The sequence below is a fragment of the Sporichthyaceae bacterium genome, assembly GCA_036269075.1.
GTDB lineage: Bacteria > Actinomycetota > Actinomycetes > Sporichthyales > Sporichthyaceae > DASQPJ01.
In genome coordinates this window covers 1-18469 of the sequence record DATASX010000002.1, presented here as the reverse complement: position 1 = coordinate 18469, position 18469 = coordinate 1, and the positions used below count along the sequence as shown (strand labels likewise).

At 69.9% G+C, this 18469-nt stretch carries 15 protein-coding genes; 10 read left to right on the top strand and 5 right to left on the bottom strand.

What is annotated here, in order from left to right; translation table 11 throughout:
- Positions 1–14 precede the first annotated feature (14 nt).
- Genes VHU88_00085 through VHU88_00075 form a run of 3 tightly spaced genes read right to left on the bottom strand, consistent with a single transcriptional unit; the run spans position 15 to position 5807 of the window.
- On the bottom strand, positions 15–2900 hold the full coding sequence (locus tag VHU88_00085) for an AAA family ATPase (GenBank protein ID HEX3610058.1): 2886 nt from the start codon (positions 2898–2900) through the stop codon (positions 15–17).
- Between the two features lie 21 nt (positions 2901–2921).
- Entirely contained in the window at positions 2922–4199 is a 1278-nt protein-coding gene (locus tag VHU88_00080; GenBank protein ID HEX3610057.1) for a hypothetical protein, read from the bottom strand.
- A gap of 36 nt (positions 4200–4235) precedes the next feature.
- Positions 4236–5807, bottom strand: coding sequence for an ABC transporter substrate-binding protein (locus tag VHU88_00075; GenBank protein HEX3610056.1), 1572 nt, complete (start codon positions 5805–5807; stop codon positions 4236–4238).
- Positions 5808–5999: 192 nt separating this feature from the next.
- On the opposite strand from VHU88_00075, the gene VHU88_00070 reads away from it, so the two are divergent.
- The 7 genes from VHU88_00070 to VHU88_00040 are packed head-to-tail and all read left to right on the top strand — an operon-like array spanning position 6000 to position 12114.
- Positions 6000–6902, top strand: a complete 903-nt coding sequence (locus tag VHU88_00070) for a branched-chain amino acid ABC transporter permease (protein HEX3610055.1) — start codon at positions 6000–6002, stop codon at positions 6900–6902.
- Positions 6899–7936 (top strand): branched-chain amino acid ABC transporter permease, encoded by a 1038-nt coding sequence (locus VHU88_00065; GenBank protein HEX3610054.1) that lies wholly within the window; start codon positions 6899–6901, stop codon positions 7934–7936. The genes VHU88_00070 and VHU88_00065 overlap by 4 nt, the downstream gene beginning before the upstream one ends.
- Positions 7933–8832 carry an ABC transporter ATP-binding protein gene (locus VHU88_00060; protein HEX3610053.1) on the top strand — a complete coding sequence of 300 codons (900 nt, stop codon included), beginning with the start codon at positions 7933–7935 and terminating at the stop codon, positions 8830–8832. The genes VHU88_00065 and VHU88_00060 overlap by 4 nt, the downstream gene beginning before the upstream one ends.
- Positions 8829–9566, top strand: a complete 738-nt coding sequence (locus VHU88_00055) for an ABC transporter ATP-binding protein (GenBank protein ID HEX3610052.1) — start codon at positions 8829–8831, stop codon at positions 9564–9566. Before VHU88_00060 ends, VHU88_00055 begins: the two co-directional genes overlap by 4 nt.
- A gap of 45 nt (positions 9567–9611) precedes the next feature.
- Positions 9612–9995, top strand: a complete 384-nt coding sequence (locus tag VHU88_00050) for a hypothetical protein (protein ID HEX3610051.1) — start codon at positions 9612–9614, stop codon at positions 9993–9995.
- A 1-nt stretch (position 9996) separates the two neighbouring features.
- Positions 9997–10473 (top strand): hypothetical protein, encoded by a 477-nt coding sequence (locus VHU88_00045; protein ID HEX3610050.1) that lies wholly within the window; start codon positions 9997–9999, stop codon positions 10471–10473.
- A gap of 24 nt (positions 10474–10497) precedes the next feature.
- Positions 10498–12114 carry an AMP-binding protein gene (locus VHU88_00040; GenBank protein HEX3610049.1) on the top strand — a complete coding sequence of 539 codons (1617 nt, stop codon included), beginning with the start codon at positions 10498–10500 and terminating at the stop codon, positions 12112–12114.
- 40 nt (positions 12115–12154) lie between these two features.
- Here the strand turns inward: VHU88_00040 and VHU88_00035 are convergent, their stop codons facing one another.
- Positions 12155–13309 carry an acyl-CoA dehydrogenase family protein gene (locus VHU88_00035; protein ID HEX3610048.1) on the bottom strand — a complete coding sequence of 385 codons (1155 nt, stop codon included), beginning with the start codon at positions 13307–13309 and terminating at the stop codon, positions 12155–12157.
- A gap of 221 nt (positions 13310–13530) precedes the next feature.
- Between VHU88_00035 and VHU88_00030 the strand changes: the two genes are divergently transcribed.
- The 3 genes from VHU88_00030 to VHU88_00020 are packed head-to-tail and all read left to right on the top strand — an operon-like array spanning position 13531 to position 17514.
- Positions 13531–14871 (top strand): ABC transporter permease, encoded by a 1341-nt coding sequence (locus VHU88_00030; protein HEX3610047.1) that lies wholly within the window; start codon positions 13531–13533, stop codon positions 14869–14871.
- A gap of 36 nt (positions 14872–14907) precedes the next feature.
- Complete coding sequence (locus VHU88_00025) at positions 14908–16488, top strand: AMP-binding protein (GenBank protein ID HEX3610046.1); 1581 nt, start codon at positions 14908–14910, stop codon at positions 16486–16488.
- 12 nt (positions 16489–16500) lie between these two features.
- Positions 16501–17514: a TIGR03617 family F420-dependent LLM class oxidoreductase gene (locus VHU88_00020; protein ID HEX3610045.1), complete on the top strand. Its 1014-nt coding sequence runs from the start codon at positions 16501–16503 to the stop codon at positions 17512–17514.
- Between the two features lie 12 nt (positions 17515–17526).
- Here VHU88_00020 and VHU88_00015 read toward each other — a convergent pair.
- On the bottom strand, positions 17527–18469 hold a 943-nt coding region (locus tag VHU88_00015), incomplete at its 5' end, for a DUF222 domain-containing protein (GenBank protein HEX3610044.1).

The window sequence follows — 18469 nt, the reverse complement described above, 5'->3', positions numbered from 1 at the left end:
AATACTGAGCCTGCTCAGACCAGCTCGGCGAGCCGATCGGCCAGCTCACCACGGGAGTTGATGCCGACTTTCGTGTAGACGCTGGCCAGGTGGGTCTCCACCGTGCGGCGGCTGATGCACAGCTGGGCGGCGATCTCCGCGGCGGACAACCGCCGTGCGGCGAGCCGGGCGACCTCCAGTTCGCGGGAGGTGATCGCCCGCGCTCCCAGGGTGGCCTCGGCAGCCCGGCGGCCGGGGCGCCCCAGCCGCTTCAGCCGGGCGAGCGCACGATCGCGCCGCCAGGTCGCGCCCATCCGGTCGTAGCTTTCCGCGGCCCGACTCAGGCGAGCGACCGAAAGCGCCGGGTCGCGGCCCTCGCGAGCCAGTCCGAGCACCAGGTCGGCGCGTGCCCGCAGGGCGGGGTACGGCAAATCGGCCAGCACCTCCACCGCGCTCTCCGCCGCATCGGCGGCGGCACTGGGCTGGCCGGCGGTCAGTGCCGCCCAGGCCCGTGCGGTCGCCGCCGCTCCGGTGAACAGGGGCCGGTGAATGCTCGCGGCGATCAGTTCCAGCGCGGCCGCCGCTTCCCGGGCCGCCTCCACGTCGTCCCGCTCGTGGGCCAGCTCTGCCGCGTCCGCCCACACGAACGCCCCGAAGACCGGCGCATCCGCGTCGACCAGTTCCGCTGCGCCCCGCGCCAGCAGCTGGGCCGCCTCCGCCGTACGCCCGTCGCGCCAGGCCACCAGACCTTCGGCGTGCGCGGCGATTCCGGTCATCATGAACCAGACCCTGGAACCGTAGATCGCCCGCGCGCCCGCCAACGCCTCGTGCGCTTCGCCGAGTTCCCCGACCTCGGCGGCGGACAACGCCTGGCACGTGAGCGCAAGGCCGCGCCGCAGGCCGATCCGGCCCGCGTTGAGCATCACGACCTCGCGCGCGCACTGCAACGAACCTCGGTAGTCGCCGGCCAACCACCGGACCAGCGACTCCACCTCGAGGACATTGCACTCACGCCAACCCGGCGTGGCCTTCGCCGACTCCAGCGCCGCGTACGCCTCGGGCAACCGGCCCTCGAAGCCCAGCGACCAACCCATGGTCATCAGGCCCCAGGTGACCCGGTACGGCTTACCGTGCGCCCGCGCCCGGTCGATGCTGAACTGCAGTACGTCCTCGGCCTCGGCGAACTTGCCCTGGTACAAGGCGGCGCTTCCGCGGACCCCTGCCGCCCACAGCGTGGCCTCGGCGTCGCCGGCCTCCTGCGCCTCGGCGAGCAGTTGCCCGGCGTCGGTGTAGAGCGCCGAGATGTTCCCGGAAAGGCCTCGTGCGTAAGCCAATTCCAACGCCGCGAGTCGGGCCTGTGTCGCCTGTCCCAGCGACTGGTGCAGCGCGACGGCCTCCTGCGCCGCGACCGCTGCCGCCGCCACCTCGCCGGTCCCCCAGGACAGGAAGCTGGTCAACCTGGATTTCACGACCGCCCGCCGTGCCAGATCCGGGCTGTCCGCCAACACGCTGTCGATCTCGCGCAGCGCGGCGACCGCCGCCCGCGCGTCCGCGTCGGCCCGGTGGTCGATGACCCAGTCGGCGCCACCGAACAAGGCATCGGCGACCAGTTCCCAGCGCTTGTCCGCCGCCGGTACGAAGTCGACCAGGATGCTCAGGATGCCCAGGCCCTCCTGGTAGGCACCGCGCTGTTCGGCCTGACGCAACGCCTCGAGCAGCACCGCGATGGCCTCGTCGTCGCCGCGCTCGCCGGACCGCGCGAAATGCCCGGCAGCCTCGCCGAGGCGCCCGGCGACGAGCAGGTGGCGGGCAACCCGACGGTGCACCACGAACCGGCGCGCACCGCCGATCTGTTCGTAGATCGTCTCCTGGATCAGCGGATGGCTGATCTCGTAGGCCGGGACCTGGGCGCGCTCCAACTCGGTCACCAACCGGGAGCGAACCAGTCGGTCGAGCGATGCGGCAACCGCGTCCAGCGAGGAATCGGTGAACCGCACCAGGTCGACCAGTTCCACCGGACCCCCGGCCACCGCGAGGATCTCCAGCACCGCACGGGGCGCGTCCTCGAGGTTCCCGACCCGCACCAGCACCCGCGCGCTCAGTTCCTCGGGCAGATGCCGCAGGCCCGGCGCGCGACGGTCGATCCCCTCGTCGCGGGCGGCGCGCAGTAGGTAGCCGGCGTAGAGCGGATTGCCTCGCGAACGGTCCCAGAGCCAGTCCAGGAACGGTTTCCCGACCGAGGTCCCCATCACGTCCTCGGCCAGTTCGGCCAGGGCAGGGTCGTCGAGCGGACCGATCTCCAACCGGGTCAGCGCGCCCAGATCCTCCAGGTCGAGCACGGCGCGCCACGCGGTGGGCACCTCGGCCATCTCGCCGGGTCGCACCGTTGCCAGCACCAGGATCGGTGCGTCCGCGAAGTGCTCGGCGAGGTAGGGCAGGACGTCCCACGAGGACGGATCGGCCAGGTGCATGTCGTTGAGCACCACGCCGAGCGGGTTGGTCTGCGTCAGATTGGCCAGCAGCCCGCCGAGGCTGCCCAACAGGCGGGGTCTGGGCGGCTCGATCTCCGGGGCCCGGCCCCGCAATGCCGCGACGCTTCGCAACAGGCAGGCAAGATCGTCGAGATACCCGTCGCACAGCGCCGAGATGTCGTCGCGGTGGAACGAGCGGAGGTGTCGTTCCAGGGCGTCGACCCACAACCCGAACGACGCGGTGGCCCCCAGCCTGCGGGCCCGGGCCTCGAGTGTGGTGATCGGGCCGGACATCCGGGCGAGCGCCTCGTCCGCCAGTCGTGTCTTACCGACGCCCGGCTCGCCGATCAGGAGGACGACGCGGAAGGCGCCGGACGAAGCCCGGCGCCATTCCTCGTGGAGGTCAGCCAGTTCGCGGTGTCGCCCGACGAACCTCTGTGCCTCGGGCATCGGCTCCTCCCCGGAGGGTCGTCACGATCGAGATCGCATTCGCCGTACCGAGAGCCGACGGCGCACGAGCCGCAGCCGGAGAAGTGCCAAGAACGCCAAACAGATCAGCGCCGCGCCGAAAGCCAAATAGCCGTGGCGGAGGTCAGTCGCAACCTGCGGTGTCATCTCGCGGTTCCCGCTGCCGGGAACCAGGGTCGGCCCAGTGTGCACCCCATCCAGGGGTGCCGTCCATGCAGCATTCTGCAAACGGTTCAAGGTTCGGGTCGAAACCCCGGACGGAGGGGCCACCGGCGGGGCGCCGAAGCCGGCGTCCGAGGCGTGGCCGAGCAGCCGCACCTCGGCGCCACCGAACTGGAAGCCGCCGCCGGCGAAGCCCTGCGGGTTGTTCGCGCCGAGGTCGTCGTTGCGATACACCATCCGCATCCCGGCAGTGACCGCCTGGAAGGTGCCGTCCTTCTGCGTCTGTACCACCGCCGGCACCAAGGCCACGCCTTTGTAACCGGAAGCGGCAAACGCATCGTTCACCTGTTGCTGCGCTCCCGGGGTCGGCGCGCCGGCGACCACGACGCCTTGATCGGTGATCTGCACCGGGGTGCCGTTCACGGTGGCCCCGGTGACCACTGTGTTCGCGATCCCCTTCGCCTTGTCCTTCGGCGTGATCAGCCCGGTAGCCGTGGACGTCAGGTTGTCGATGCGCAGCGGCCCGATGGTGATGCCGTGCAGCACGGACGTGGAGGTGGCCCGCACGCCACCCTCGGCGGGTTCGGTGTGCGACGTGATGTGCGCCCACTCGAGGATGAACTGTCCTGCCGCGTTGTAGTTCGTGATCGCGGCCTCGGCGATGGAGGACGGGGTCGAGGTTGCCTTGGCGTGGAATCGCCCGTCGGCGGCCTGGCCGCCCGCCGAGCTGATCGGGCCCGCGAAAGTGGCCTCGCCGGGCGACGCGGGGAAGTAGCCCGCGGCCTCTCCCGGCGGCGGATCTGGCAGCTTGCCGGGCTTGCCCGGCTGGCCGCCGCCGAGGAAGTCGTAGACGTAGGTGCCGCCTTGGCCGCGTTGGAAGAACGCCGCGATCGCCTGCGAGCCGGCCGGCGGGCCGTTGAGTTGCGCATTGGCCCCGACGAGTCGGCTCTCCTCGTCACCGACCGCGTAGAGGTACCCGGTCGCCACCTGACCCTGGGCATAGGAGTCCACCGCGGTGAACCCGGGGAACGGGACGGGTTCGTCCGCCGCCGCCGGGGACGCCTGCGCCGCGATCAGCGCGGCGCACATCGCCGGCAGCGCGAACTTCAGAAAACGCACGTGGCTCACCTCCTATCGGCCGTGGGTGACGAGACGTCAGTTCTTCTGGCCGGGGGGAATGTCGCTCAATGGCCCGGTCAGGTACCGCCAGACCAGCTGGTTGCCCTCCTTCTTGAGCTGCACCAGGTAGGTCGTCGAGTTCGACCGGTGGTGCCCCGGGCTGAACGACAGCTTCGGGCCCAGCCCGGTGTCCCAGTTGCTGAGCTGGTCGAGCTCGTCCTTGATGCCCTGCCGGGTCACGTTGAGCCCGAGCTTCTTCAGCGCGTTGCCCAACAGGACCGAGCCGACGTACGCGGCCTTGGTCCAGTTGGAGTGGTCGATGCGCGGGTAGTACTTCTCGACCGTGTCCTTGTAAGCGCTGAAGCCCGCGGCGTGCGCCGCCGGTCCCAGCGGGTCGTCGGGGATCCAGTCGATGGTGGCGATCGTGCCCTCGGCGGTCGGACCGGTGAACTTCGGCGTCGTCTGGAAGTACAGCGCGGCAGATCCGGAGTACCCGAACTTCGGCTTGTAGGCCTGCGCCGCCGCCTCGCGGACCATGCGGGCGAAGATGCCGGGGTCGACCATCGCCGTGATCGCGTCGACGTTCTTCGTGCGGCACTGGGCGATGAAGGTGGTGGTGCCGGGGTCATCGAAGTTGGCGGCCTGGGTAGCCAGCACCTTGCCGCCGAGCGCCTCGAAAACCCTGGTGTAGGCGGCCTTGTAGGCCTCACCGGTGGTGTTGTTGAAGTGGATGATGCCGACGGTCCGGACGCCCTGCACCTTGTACTGGTACTCGGCCAGATGCTCGCCCTCGAGTTCGCCGGAGGCACCGACCGGGAAGCTCCAGGCGCCCGCGTACTGCGCTTCGCCCCATCCGTCGCTGCCGACGTTGGGCACCTTCTGCGCGTCCAGGTACGGGGTGATCGCGTCGTTGGTGGGCACCGACTGGCTGCAGGCGAAGGCGAAGACCTTCTCGCGCTCGACCAGGTCGCGCACCGCGTTGCTGCCCTTGGTGGCGTCCCAGCCGTCGTCGCGGACCTGCACGTCGAGCTTGCGGCCGTTGATGCCGCCGCTGTCGTTGATGGCCTGCAGCCCGGCCCGGCAGGCGTAGGACAGGTTCTCCCCGAACGAGCCGACCGGTCCGGAGTAGATGCCGATATGGCCGAGCTTGATCGAGTTCGCGGTCACGCCGGTGTCGGTGGCGGTGGCCTTGCCGCCCGCCGGCGCGGCCGGTGCGGCGGGCTTGGCCGCGCCACCGGCCTTCGCCGGTGTCTTGCCGACGGCCGCAGCAGCGGCCGTGCCCGCGCCCGCGCCGGCCTTCCCGGTGTCGGTCTTGGTGGTGTCGGTCTTGGGGGTGGTCGCCTTCCCTGTCTGGGGCGAGGTCGCCCCAGCCGCGGCGGTCGTCGTCTTCGCGGCCGCCGAGGTGTCGGTGCTGCCGGCGGCGGCCGGGGAGTCCGCAGCGGGTGCCGCCGGTGCCGCCGCGGCAGGCTGGGCCACGCTGGAGTTGCCTTGCGCCGCCGGTTGGTTCGCCTGCTCGATCGCGGCGCGCTGCGAGGCGCTGCCGCCGCAACCGGTGAGGATCAGTGCGGAGGCCGACGCGGTGGCAATCAGGGGAATGGAGCGATACACAACGACTCCTCAAGCGGGACTCGGTACGGCAGATGCATCCAGGTGGATCCTGCGCAGTGCGCAGTACCGGCGTCTTGCGTAGGAGATACCGATCCGGCTACGTAATCCAGCGCCGGCCGACCTCGGTGCGTAGTCGAATCCGTAGGTCCTACGCAAGACGGCAGCCGCGCGCGGTCCCTAGCGTCACGCGGCATGGGCAGGCTGCTCCAAACCTTGATCATCGGCGTGGACACCGGCGCGTTCTACTCACTGATCGCGTTGGGAATGGTCCTCGTCTACCGGACCACCGGCGTGCTGAACATCGCGCACGGCGGCGTCGGCGTCCTGGTCGGGTTCGTGGCCTGGGACCTGATCACGCTGCGGCACTGGCCCTACTACCTCGGGGTCTCCGTCGGCATCCTGGCCGCCGTCGTGCTCGGCCTGGCCTTCGAACGCCTGGTGATCCGTCATCTGCCCGGCCGGCCCGACCTGCAGACCGTGTCCACCCTCGCGCTGTTCCTGCTCACCCAGAGCACGGTGTTCCTCGTCCCGTGGTGGGGCAACACCTGGGGAGAGCTGTTCCCGTCGCCGCTGCTCGGTCACGGCGTGCGCATCCCGGTGGCCGACTACTCGATCAGCTGGGACCAGATCGTGCTGCTGATCGTCGGGGTGATCGTGTTCGCGGCCCTGTGGTTCCTGCTGCGGCGCACTCGACTGGGCATGGCGATGCGAGCCGTCTCGGACGACTCCACCGCGGCACGGATCATGGGCGTGCCACCGAACCGGGTCTCCGCCACGGTCTGGGGACTTTCCTTCGGGCTGTCCGGGCTGACCACGATGCTGCTGGCGCCGATCCTGTTCCTGGACAACACCTCGCTGACCGGGCTGACGCTGAAGGCGTTGACGGTCAGCTTCATCGGCGGCCTGGTCTCGTTGCCGCTGACCGTGCTCGGGGCGATGCTGCTGGGCGGTCTGGAGGCCTACTCGCAGGTCTACGCGCCCGGCGTGAAGGGTCTCGCTGACGCCTGGCCGTTCATCCTGTTGGTGGTCGTGTTGTTCCTGCGCTTCGTGCGCGGCCGCGGCGTCTACGCCGACAACTCGCTGGCCCGCGCATGAGTCTGACCGAGGTGCGAGCCGAACCTGCGGCCGCGGTGGATGCCGGCGGCCTCGGCGCGCTGCTGCCGTTGCCCGGGCGCCTGCGCCCGCGGGCATTGATCGCCCGGATCATCGGGTTCACGGTGCTCGGCGTCGGCGCCTTCACCCTGCCTGGGCTGTTGTCCTGGGCCGGGCCGACCTACGCCCTGGCCGTCGGCGCGGTCGTGGCACTCGCGGTGCTGTCGGTCTCGGTGCTCGGGTGGAGCGGCGAGATCAGCCTGGCCACGTTGGCCCAGATGGGCATGGGCGTGGTCGTCCTGAACTTCCTGCAGGAACGGGGGGTCGCCTTCGCCGCGATCGTGCCGATCGCGATGGTCGCCTCGATCCCGGTGTCCTTGATTCTCGGCGTGTTCGCACTGCGGCTGCGCGGGGTGTACTTCGCGATCGCGACATTGGCCTTCGCCACCCTGGCCCAGAAGTCCTTCTTCCAGTCCTATCTCGGCAGCGAGGGCGGATTCGAGAAGCCGCTGCAGAGACCGTCGTACCTGACCACCGACAAGCACGTGTACTACCTGGAGATCGCGACGCTCGCCGTCGTGGCCGTCATCTGCTACCTGATCCTGCGCTCGCCGATCGGCACCCGACTGGCAGCCCTGCGGGATTCCGAGATGGCCTTCGCGGTGCTCGGCCACTCGCCCGCACGCTACAAACTGTTCACGGTGTGCCTGTCCGGCGCGATTGCCACCTTGGCCGGCACGTACTACGGGATCCTGCAACAGGTGGTGGCGGCGAACTACTTCAACCCGTCGTTGGCCATCGCCTACTTCGCCTACGCCGTCGTGGGCGGGCTCGGCTCGATCGGCGGGGCAATCGGTGCCGGGCTGGTTTTCGGTTCCACGCCGCGCTATCTGGAGACGCTCTCGCAGGGAAAGCTCGCCGGCTACGACCTGTTCGTTGCGGCCGCTATCGCCATGGTGTTCATCCTCTGGGTGCCCGGCGGCATCGCGGCGCTGGGCCGACGGGTCTGGACGATGATCGAAGGCCGGCCGCGATGAGCCAGGTCGTCAACTACCGCACCGCGCGCTCGGGGCGCGCGGCCGAAGTGCAACCGGACCCCGCGAAGCTGGCGCGGTTCGCGCCGTTGCGTGCTCGCCTGGGCGCCCGGCTCGCCACGAACGCGACGCCGGTGCAGACGACCGAGCGACCGGTGGTGCTCGCCGTGTCCGGCCTGTCCATCCGATTCGGCGGCCTGCAGGCGCTCGACGACGTCGCATTGGTCGCACGGGCCGGTGAGGTGACCGGCGTGATCGGGCCGAACGGGGCCGGCAAGACCACGTTCTTCAACTGCGTCTCCGGCCTGTATCCGCCCGACACCGGTGAGATCACCTTCGAGGGCCACCCCTTGCGCGGTTCGGTGGTCTCCCGTGGCCGCCGTGGCCTGGGCCGCACCTTCCAGGCCCCGCGCCTGTTCTCCAGCCTCTCGGTACTGGCCAACCTCGAACTGGGCTGCGCCGTCGCGGACAGCGCCGGCCGGTCGTACACGTTCGACCCGGCACTGGCCCGGCTGAACCGCGCGGAGCGGGCCGAACGGATCGCCCGCCTCGTCGGTTTCCGCGGCAACATGGCCACCCCTGCCTCGGGCCTGGCATTCGGCGATCTGCGGGTGATCGAGTTCGCCCGAGCGTTGTGCGGCGCTCCGCGTCTGCTCATGCTCGACGAACCAGCCTCCGGGCTCGACGTCGAACAGGCCGACGACCTCGTCGCCCTGTTGCGTCGACTGGCCGACCTGGGCCTCGCGGTGCTGCTCATCGAGCACGACATGGCCGTGGTGATGGGTGTCTGCGACGTCATCACCGTGCTGAACTTCGGGACCGTGCTGGCCTCCGGGACGCCGGCCGAGGTGCAGTCCGACGAGAACGTGATCGAGGCGTACCTGGGGCGGGCCACATGAGCTTGCAGGTAAGCGGATTGCGCGTCTCCTACGGCGCGATCAAGGTGCTCGACGGGCTGGACCTGAGCGTCGGCGACGGCGAGATCGTCGCGATGATCGGGCCCAACGGCGCGGGCAAGACGACCACGTTGAACAGCATCGCCGGACTGGTGCCCCGGTCCGGAGAGGTGCTGCTCGACAACACACCATTGCCCCCGGACCCCGAACAGGTCGTCCGCCGCGGCCTCGCCCTGGTGCCGCAGGGCCGACGGATCTTTCCGACGATGACCGTCGAGGAGAACCTGTTCATGGGCACCTACGCGCGCGGGGGCACCTGGAAGGACGCACCGCGCCGGTTCGCTCCGATCTACGAGGTGTTCCCGCGGCTGGCCGAGCGACGCCGACAGGTCGCCGCGAGCCTGTCCGGGGGCGAGCAGCAGATGTTGGTGATCGGCCGAGCCTTGCTCTCCGAGCCGGACATCATGCTCATCGACGAGTTGTCGCTGGGACTGGCGCCGAAGATGGTGCTCACCTTGATCGACACCATCCGCACGATCAACGCCGAACGCGGAACCGCCTTCCTGCTCGTCGAACAGGCGGCGACCGCGGCATTGTCCGTCGCGTCCTCGGCCTACCTGCTACGTAAGGGTGAAGTCGTCTACGCGGGGCCCGCCGAGCGACTGCGGGCCGATACCGAACTGCTGCACGAGGCATACCTGGGCCGGCGTCAGAACACTGCCGCCGCGGCCAGGTGAACCACCCGACCCAAGACCATGACCGGACACAGAAGGGCTCGGACCATGGATCGGATCCGACGAGAGCACGGCCGGGCCATCCTCGGCGCGGGGTTCCTGATCGCTGCCGTGGTCGTCCTGATCGTGGGCTACTCCAGCATCCGCGACGAGATCTACGTCGCGATCCAACTTCCCGACGTGCTGTGGAGCGGTGTCGGCGCGGTGCTGCTGGCGGTGGTCGGGGTTGCCTTGTTCCGCTCGGACGACGAGCGGACGATCCTGCGTCGGCTGGAGGAGTTGGAAGGCACGAACTCCGAACTTGCCGAGCGCGTCGGGTATCTGACGCAGCTTCTGGAACTTGCCATCCTGCCCGACACCGACGACGTCCCGGCCCCCGCCGCCACACCGGCCGACGCCGCCGCGGATTCGTTGCCGGCCCCGGCGCACTGACATGCTCCAGACCGTCGCGCTCGGGGTAACCGTCGAGGCGCCCTTGACCGAGTTGGTCGTCTGGTGTCGATCGGCGGAATCCCGCCGGTGCTTCCCCGGCGTCGACAACGTCCGAGGCGACGGCACCGGCCTCTACTTCAACGTCAGCGTGCAGGCACCCGGCGCGGCTCCGGCGCTGGTGACCGTCGACGAGTACCTCAAGGGGCACGGCCGGGAGCCGGGCGGGCTCTGGTTCGAGACCTCGCAGGTGTGGACCTGGCCGAATCGGCAGGCCGCGATTTCCTGGCACCGTTACCAATTCCGGGCGCAGGGCTCACGCACGGCACTGGATTTCACGTGGCGCTACCTGTTGCCGGGGCTGGCCGGCGCGCAGGTGGTCAACGCGATGCGCTTCGACCGCTCGATCGAGCGAGCGGCCGAGATCTACCTGGACCGCCTGGCGCGTCGCGTCGAGGAGCGCTGCGCCGCCGTGGCCTGACCGGCTCTGGCGAGAGGAGAGGTGATGGACCCGCCCAACGGATGCATCCTCAGCCGGATCGTCCGCACGCAAGCGAAGCTCGACCCCGACCGGCTCGTGCTGGTCTTCGAGAACAGCTCATTGCCCACCGAGCACGTGACCGCGGGCCAACTCGCGACGCGCGGCAACCAGGTGGCCTCGGTGCTGGCCGGAGCCGGCCTGCGTCGTGGCGACCCGGTTGCCGTGATGATGCGGAACAACCCGGAGTTCGTGTACACGCTGATCGCGAACGCGCAACTCGCCCTGCCGACGGTTCCCGTCGACCCGCGGGCCCGGGGCGACAAGCTCGCGTACTTCCTGGGTTTCGCCGAATGTGCCGCCCTGGTGACCGCCGATTACGTGCTGGCCGACGAGGAAGTCGCCGCGGTCGTCGCGGCCGGCGGGGTGCGAACCTTCGTCGTCTCGACGCCGGAGGGTCGCGCGCTCGGGCTGGAGCCACCGCCCGGCCACTTGCTCAACGAGGTTCTCGAGGGCCCCGAGGTTCCCGATCTGGGCGAACACGTGGACGATCCGGCCACCCCGTGGCTGCTCTCCTACACCTCCGGTGTCGGCTACCCGCAGGCCGTCGAGATCGACCACGACCGGCTGACGTTCCACCTGCAACTGCCGCACTTCTGGGACTACCGCCGCGACGACGTGGCCTACACCGGGCAACTGCTGGCCCAGGAAAAGACTTTGCTCAGCACGTTGCTGCCCGCGGTGTCGGGTCGGATCGACCACGCCGTCCTGTCGCGGTCGTTCGCCCAGAACCGCCTGTGGGACGTGTGCATCGAGCACGGCGCGACGATCTGGTCGAGCGTGGGCGGCATGGCCACAGCTGTCTACAGCGAGCCGAGTTCCGACCTCGACCGCGCCCACCGGGTCCGGCAGGTGATCTCGACCGGGATGCCACGTGAGATCTGGCGGGCCTTCGAGGAACGTTTCGGCGTCAAGGTCCTGGAGTGGTACGGGTCCATGGAGGGCGGGTTCGCCTGCAATCCGGTGGGCGTCGGGCCGATCGGCTCCTTCGGCAAGCCTCCCCCGGATCTGGTCGAGATGGAGGTCGTCGACGACCAGTCGCGTCCGGTCCCGCCCGGCCGCATCGGTGAACTGATCACCCGACCGGCCGGCGCGCCCGCTCGGCTGCGTTACTGCAAGAACCCGACGACGTCCCAGACCGTGGTTCGCAACGGTTGGCTGCACACCGGGGACATGGTGACCCGCGATGTGAACGGCTGGCTGTACCTCGCCCACCTTCGGGAGGACAGCGGCCTTCGCAAGGCCGGCGAGTTCATCTCCGAGAGCTTCATCCGGAAGGCGCTCGTCGAGGACCCCGACGTTCTCGACGTGCACATCTACGGAATGCCCGCCCGCAGCGGGATCCCCGGCGAGACCGACATCGTGGCCGCGGTGGTGCTCCGCGACCCGGCGGAGTTCGACGTCTCCGCACTGTTCGCCCGGTGCGCCGCGCGGCTCGAGCAGTCGCACGTCCCGGACTTCATCCAGGTCGTGGACGATCTTCCACCAACCCGGGTCGCGGACGGGCCGGGCGCGCGTTTCCTCGCCGCCAAGTTGCAGCGGTCGGCGGCGAACGCCTTCGCCCGTCCCGTCGTGCCCGTCTGACGAACCGTCAGACTCGCGTCGCGCGGGCCGGCGGTGCACGTCAGTAGGACCGCGGGAGCCCGAGATCGTGCTGCGCGACGAAGTTGAGGATCATCTCCCGGCTCACTGGTGCGGTCCGCAGCAGCCTGGCCATGCCCCAGTAGGGCAACAGTCCGTACTCGGTCGACAGGCCGTTGCCGCCGTGCGTCTGAATAGCCGCATCCACCGCGTCGAGCGCCGCCTCGGCGGCGGCGTACTTGGCCATGTTGGACTCCGAGCCGGCGGGCAGGCCGCAGTCGTGCAACCAGGCTGCCTTGTAGGTCATCAGCGCCGCGAGTTCGGTCTCGATGCGGGCCTTGGCCAACGGGTGGGAGACCGCCTGATGGGTCGCGATCGGCACGTCCCACACCACCCGGGACCGGGCGTATTCGGCGGCCTGCCCAAGCACGTGGCGGGCCACCCCCACGCACACCGCCGCGCCGGTGATGCGTTCCGGGTTCAGACCGTGGAACACCTGCTGGAACCCGCGGCCGACGTCCCCGACCACAGCCGAGGCGGGCACCCGGACGTCGTCGAAGAACAGCGTGAACTGACGCTCCGGCAGTTTCAGCGCCACCGGCAACGGGGTCCGCACCAGCCCCGGTGCGTCGGTGGGGACCAGGAACAGGGTCAGCTCGGCACGACCGGTCTGCTCGTCGCGGCCGGTCGCGGTCACCACCAGGATCGCCTCGGCGTTGTCGACCCCGGAGATGTAGTACTTGGTGCCGTTGATGACGTAGTCGTCGCCGTCGCGCACGGCCCTGGTGGACAGGCGATGGGTGTTGGAACCCGCGTCGGGCTCGGTGATCGCGAAGACGATCTTGCTGCTGCCGTCGGCGATCCGCGGCAGCCATTGCTCGCGCTGTTCCGCCGAGCCGAACCTTGCGATCACCTCTCCGGAGATGGCCACAGCCACCAACAGCAGCAACAACGGGCAGCCGCCGGCCGCGGACTCCTCGATCACCATCGCCAGTTCGACCAGACCCGCCCCGCCACCGCCGTACTCGGCGGGCAGGTTCACCCCGAGATAGCCGGCCTGCCCCATCGCGGTCCACAGCTCGTCGCAGGTCAGACCGGCCTCGACCTGCGATACGTAGTACTGCGGGCCGAACTTTGCGGTGATGGACCGAACCGCCTCACGCAGGGCGCGGTGTTCGTCGGTCTCCTGGAAGTCCATCGCGCGGTCCTCCGATGCTCGGCTCGCTGCAGCGCCGCAGCGGGGAAGCAGCCCACCCTCGCGAGTTAGTACATCATCGTTCACTAAAGATGACGCCGGCAAGACCGCCGGCACTCGCGGTCCCGGCCGACATCTGCTCCAATGATCACCCCGAGCGGGCGCTCAGTGATCGGAATGGAGGGCTGCCCGTGCTCAAGCTGCGGGACAGGCAGGAAGCCCCGATGCGCGCCGGACGGCCGCCGGCCGCCGCGCGCGGCAGGGCGGCTTCCCGGCTGCGGGAGAGCTTCCACTTCGCCCTCGTCGGCGTGCTGGCCAACAAGATGCGCTCGGTGCTCACGATGGTGGGAATCGTGATCGGCGTGGCTTCGGTCATCTCCCTGGTGGCCGTCGGCACCGGGTCCAACCGTGCCGTGCAGGCCTCCATCGACCGGCTGGGCTCCAACAGCCTGCGGGTGCTGCCCACCGCCACGGTCGCAGGTAGCACCGGCAGCGGGATCCTGGCCCAGATCAAGCGGCAGCTCGGACTGAAGCCGGGCCAGGAGAACAACACCCACGATCACAAGTCGACCTTGACGATGGCCGACGCCGCCGCCTTGCTGAACAACCCGTCGGCGCCCGACGTCACCCAGGTCTCGCCGACCCAGGTGGTGTTCTCGGCCGTGGCCCAGTACGGCTCGTCGTCGCACACCACGCAGTACCTGCTCGGCGAGGCCCCGAACTACCTGGAGATCGACAACGACACCCTGCTCGCCGGGCGGGACTTCACCGCCGAGGAGTACGCCGGCCACCGGCGCCTGGCGATCCTCGGCACCAGCGTCGCCGCCGACCTGACCGACGGACCACCGCAGGACCTGGTCGGCGAACAGGTCCGCCTGAACGGTCAGCCGTTCGAGGTGATCGGCATCCTCGGCGCCAAGGGATATTCGGGGCAGCAGGATCTCGACGACAAGATCGTCGCCACCGGTACCTCTGTCTCCGACGCCCTCTACGGTTACGCCCCGCCCGGCCAGGGGCCGCTGTCCGCGCTGGCCGTGGAAGCCGGCTCGCGCGACACCGTGGCCAAGGCCCAGGCCGAGGTGCAGGCGGTGCTGGCCCAGCGACACCCGATCGGGCCCAACGGGCCCGACTTCGTGGTGTTCAACTTCTCCTCGGTGCTGGCCGCCGGCTCCGAGGCCAACCACACGCTGACGATCCTGCTCGGCGCCGTCGCCGGGATCAGCCTGCTGGTGGGCGGGATCGGGGTCATGAACATCATGTTGGTCTCGGTCACCGAACGCACCCGCGAGATCGGCATCCGCAAGGCCATCGGCGGGTCCCGCCGCGACATCATCGGCCAGTTCCTGTCCGAGGCGGTGATTCTGTCGATGTTCGGCGGCGTCATCGGCATCTCCCTCGGGTTGGTCGCAACGCGGTTCGACATAGCCGGGGTGCACCCCGTAGTGGCGCTCTGGTCGATCTGGATGGCGCTGGCCGTCTCGCTGTTCACGGGCCTGTTCTTCGGCTTCTACCCCGCCTCCCGCGCCGCTGCCCTGGCTCCCATTGATGCCCTCCGATATGAATGAGCGACGAGCAAATCCGTCGTCGCGAGGAGGTCAGCGATGGGCCTGGACCATGATGCGGCGCGCAACCTGATCCAACGCGTCAACGTCGGGGACATGCTGACCCGGGTGGCGTTCGCCCGCCCGGACTCGCCGGCCCTGGTCGACGGCGCGCGCCGGTGGACCTACGGACAGTTCGACGCCTGGGTGAACCGGCTCGCCCACGGGCTGGCCGCGCGCGGTTGGTCGACCGGTGACGTGCTGGGGTTGGCCTCGGGCAACAGCGCCGAATTCCTCGCGGTGTACTACGCGTGCGCCAAGCTCGGCCTGGTCGCCGTGCCGATCAACCTGGCCTGGCGCAGCGCCGAGATCGCCTACGTCCTCGGCCATTCCCGGGCGCGCGGGTTGGTCGTCCAGACGCAGTTGCGGGAGGCCGTCGCGCCGGCCTTGGCACAGCTGCCGACCTCGCTCGAAGTGATCGTCGCCCCCGGACCCGACGGCAGCCGGGCCGACGGTGCGGACCCTGCCCTCGAGGAGATCCTGGTCGAGCGTGACGACCCGCCGGTGTTCCACATCGAGGACCGGGCTCCGCTGAGCTACCTGTACACCTCGGGCACCACGTCGTCCCCGAAAGGCGTGGTGGGCACCCATCTGAACATCTACCTGGAGTCGGTCTCGGCCGCGTTGGACTCCGGATGGAGTGCGGGCGATCGGTTCCTGGCAGTGATGCCGATGTTCCACACCGCGCAACTCAACGCCTTCTGCACCCCGGCGGTCGCCGTCGGCGGCCAGATCGTGATCCACCGCGGGTTCGACCCGGCCGGTTTCCTCGACACCGTGGAGGCGGAGCGGATCACGCAGGTTTTCGCGTTGCCGATGATGTTCCGAGCGGCCCTGGAGCACGACTCGTTCGGTGGCCGGGACCTGTCCAGCCTGCGCCGCGCGGTCTACGCGATGGCCCCGATGCCGCAGGCGCAGATCAAGGCCTGCCTGGACGGGTTCGGCTGCGAGTTCGCGTTGCTGTTCGGGCAGACAGAGATGAGCCCGATCACCACGCTGTTCCGCCCGGAGCACCAACTCAGCCACATCGGTGCGGTCGGGACCCCACTGACCGGGGTGCAGGTCGGGATCATGGACGAGTCCGGACGACTGCTGCCCCGCGGCGGGACCGGTGAAATCGTCTACCGCGGACCGTCCACCATGGCCGGCTACCTGCACGACGAGACGGCCACGGCTGCGGCCTTCGAGCACGGCTGGTTCCACTCCGGCGATGTCGGGCGCCTGGGCGAGGACGGGGTGCTCTGGTTCGTCGACCGCTACAAGGACGTCATCAAGACCGGTGGGGAGAACGTGGCCTCGTTGGAGGTCGAACGTGCGGTCTACGACACCGAACCGGCGGTGGCCGAGGTGGTGGTCGTCGGACTGCCGCACGAGCGCTGGACCGAGGCCATCACCGCAGTCGTCGTGCCGAAGCCCGGGGCCCGGATCGACCCCGAGGCGTTGCGCGCGGCGCTACGCGACCGACTCGACGGCTACAAGGTGCCGAAGGCCGTGATCGTGGTCGACGCACTGCCACGCACGTCGACCGGGAAGATCCGTAAGAACGTCGTACGCGAGACCCACGCCGGCCACTTCAGCTGACAGGATCGCGCCATGCGAGTGGACACCGGGCTGACCGCGGCGCTCGCCGACGCCGGTGCCGCCGCCGCTCGCGCGGAGGCCGACGGGTTCGAAGGCGTCTGGGGTTACGAGACCAACAACGATCCGTTCCTGCCGCTGGCGTTCGCGGCGCAGGCCACCTCGACCGTCGAACTCGGGACGGGCATCGCCCTCGCGTTCGCGCGCTCGCCGATGACCACCGCGTACAGCGCGTGGGACCTGCAGCGCCTGTCGAACGGCCGGTTCATCCTCGGCCTGGGCTCGCAGATCAAGCCGCACATCGAGCGCCGGTTCTCCATGCCGTGGTCGCGGCCGGCGGCGCGGATGCGGGAGTACGTCGCGGCGCTGCGCGCGATCTGGACCTGCTGGCAGGACGGAACCAAGCTCGACTTCGCCGGCGAGTTCTACACGCACAACCTCATGCCGCCGCACTTCAACCCCGGGCCGATCCCGAGCGGTGCTCCCCCGGTGTTCCTCGCCGCGGTGGGCGACGCGATGACCCGCACGGCCGCCGAGGTGGCCGACGGCATCCTGCTGCACCGCTTCACGACCGTGGCGTACCTGGCGAAGGTGACGCTGCCGGCGCTGGAGGCCGGACGACCGAACCGCGACCCGAACCTCGCGCCGATCCAGATCGCGCTGCCGGCCTTCGTCGTGGTGGGCGACACCGAGGAGCAGATCGCCGCAGGCATGGCCGCGACGCGCCGCCAGATCGCCTTCTACGGATCGACACCGGCCTACCGGCCGGTGCTCGATCAGCACGGCTGGGGCGAGCTGCAACCCGAACTCCAGCAGCTGACCCGCGAGGACCGTTGGGCGCAGATGGACGCCCTCATCACCGACGAGATCGTCGCTGAGTTCGCCCCGATCGGCACTCCGGAGGATGCCGGCGCCGAACTGCGCCGCCGGTTCGCCGGCATGGTCGAGCGACTCTCCCTCGCGCCACCCGGCCCAGTCGACCCGGACCTCCTGGCCCGCCTCGCGGCCGCTGTCCGGCGGGAGGGTTAGCCGGCCGCGGGGTCAGAAGGGTGGCCTCTCGGGGAGGGCCGGTGGCCGGGGGTTCGGGATTCGTTCGACGGGTGGGTCGATGCCGTCGGGGTCGGGGGGCCGGGTTCGGTAGGTCCGCCCGGAGGGTGTGGTCAGGGTCAGGGCTCCGTCGGGGTCCTGGGTGGCTGACCAGCCGGGTAGGTGCTTGAGGCGGTGGTGTTTGGGGCAGCGCAGGGCCAGGTTCTTGGTCAGGGTCGGTCCGTCGGTGGTGTGGGCGATGGTGTGGTCGTGCTCGGTGCGGGTGGCCCGGCAGCCGGGGTGCACGCAGTGCTGGTCGCGGGCCTTGACGTAGCGGGCTTGGGCCGCGGTGGGCAGCCGGCGGGTGGGGTCGGCGTTCAGGTCGGGGTCGGTGGAGATGATCTGGATCTGGTAGCTGATCCGCGGGGCCATGTCGGCGGGAAAGCAGATCAGGTCGACCAGCGCGTCGGCACGGGCCGCGTCGATGCCGCGGTCATCCCCTGGGGTGATGGCTTGGTGGGCGGTGGCATCGATGACCGCGAAGGCGGCCTGTGCGACCGGGGTGGGCAGGATGGCCTCCAGGGCGGACATCCCATCGCCGATCTCCCACATCTTCACCGAGCGTTGCGCTACGGCCGCGGCGCGGCGTTTGGCGACCGCGTCCGCGTCGAGGCGGGCCACGGCGCGGCGGGTGGCCCGGCGCAGGTTCGCCGGGGTCAGCCCCTCGGCCTTGCCCAGCGCTGCCGCCTCGACCTGCGCGAGCAGTTCGGCGTCGAGCTCGGCGGTCTCCTCCAGGATCACCCGGGCCTTGGCCAGAGTGATCCACCCGGCGCACAGGGCGTCCACGGTGCCCGGCAGGCGGCGCCGCAGCTCCACCGCGACATGGACCCGGTGATCACTGGTCCGATCAGCCAGGCCCAACTCCAGGGCGACCTCGGCGTAGGCCGAACGCTCGGCG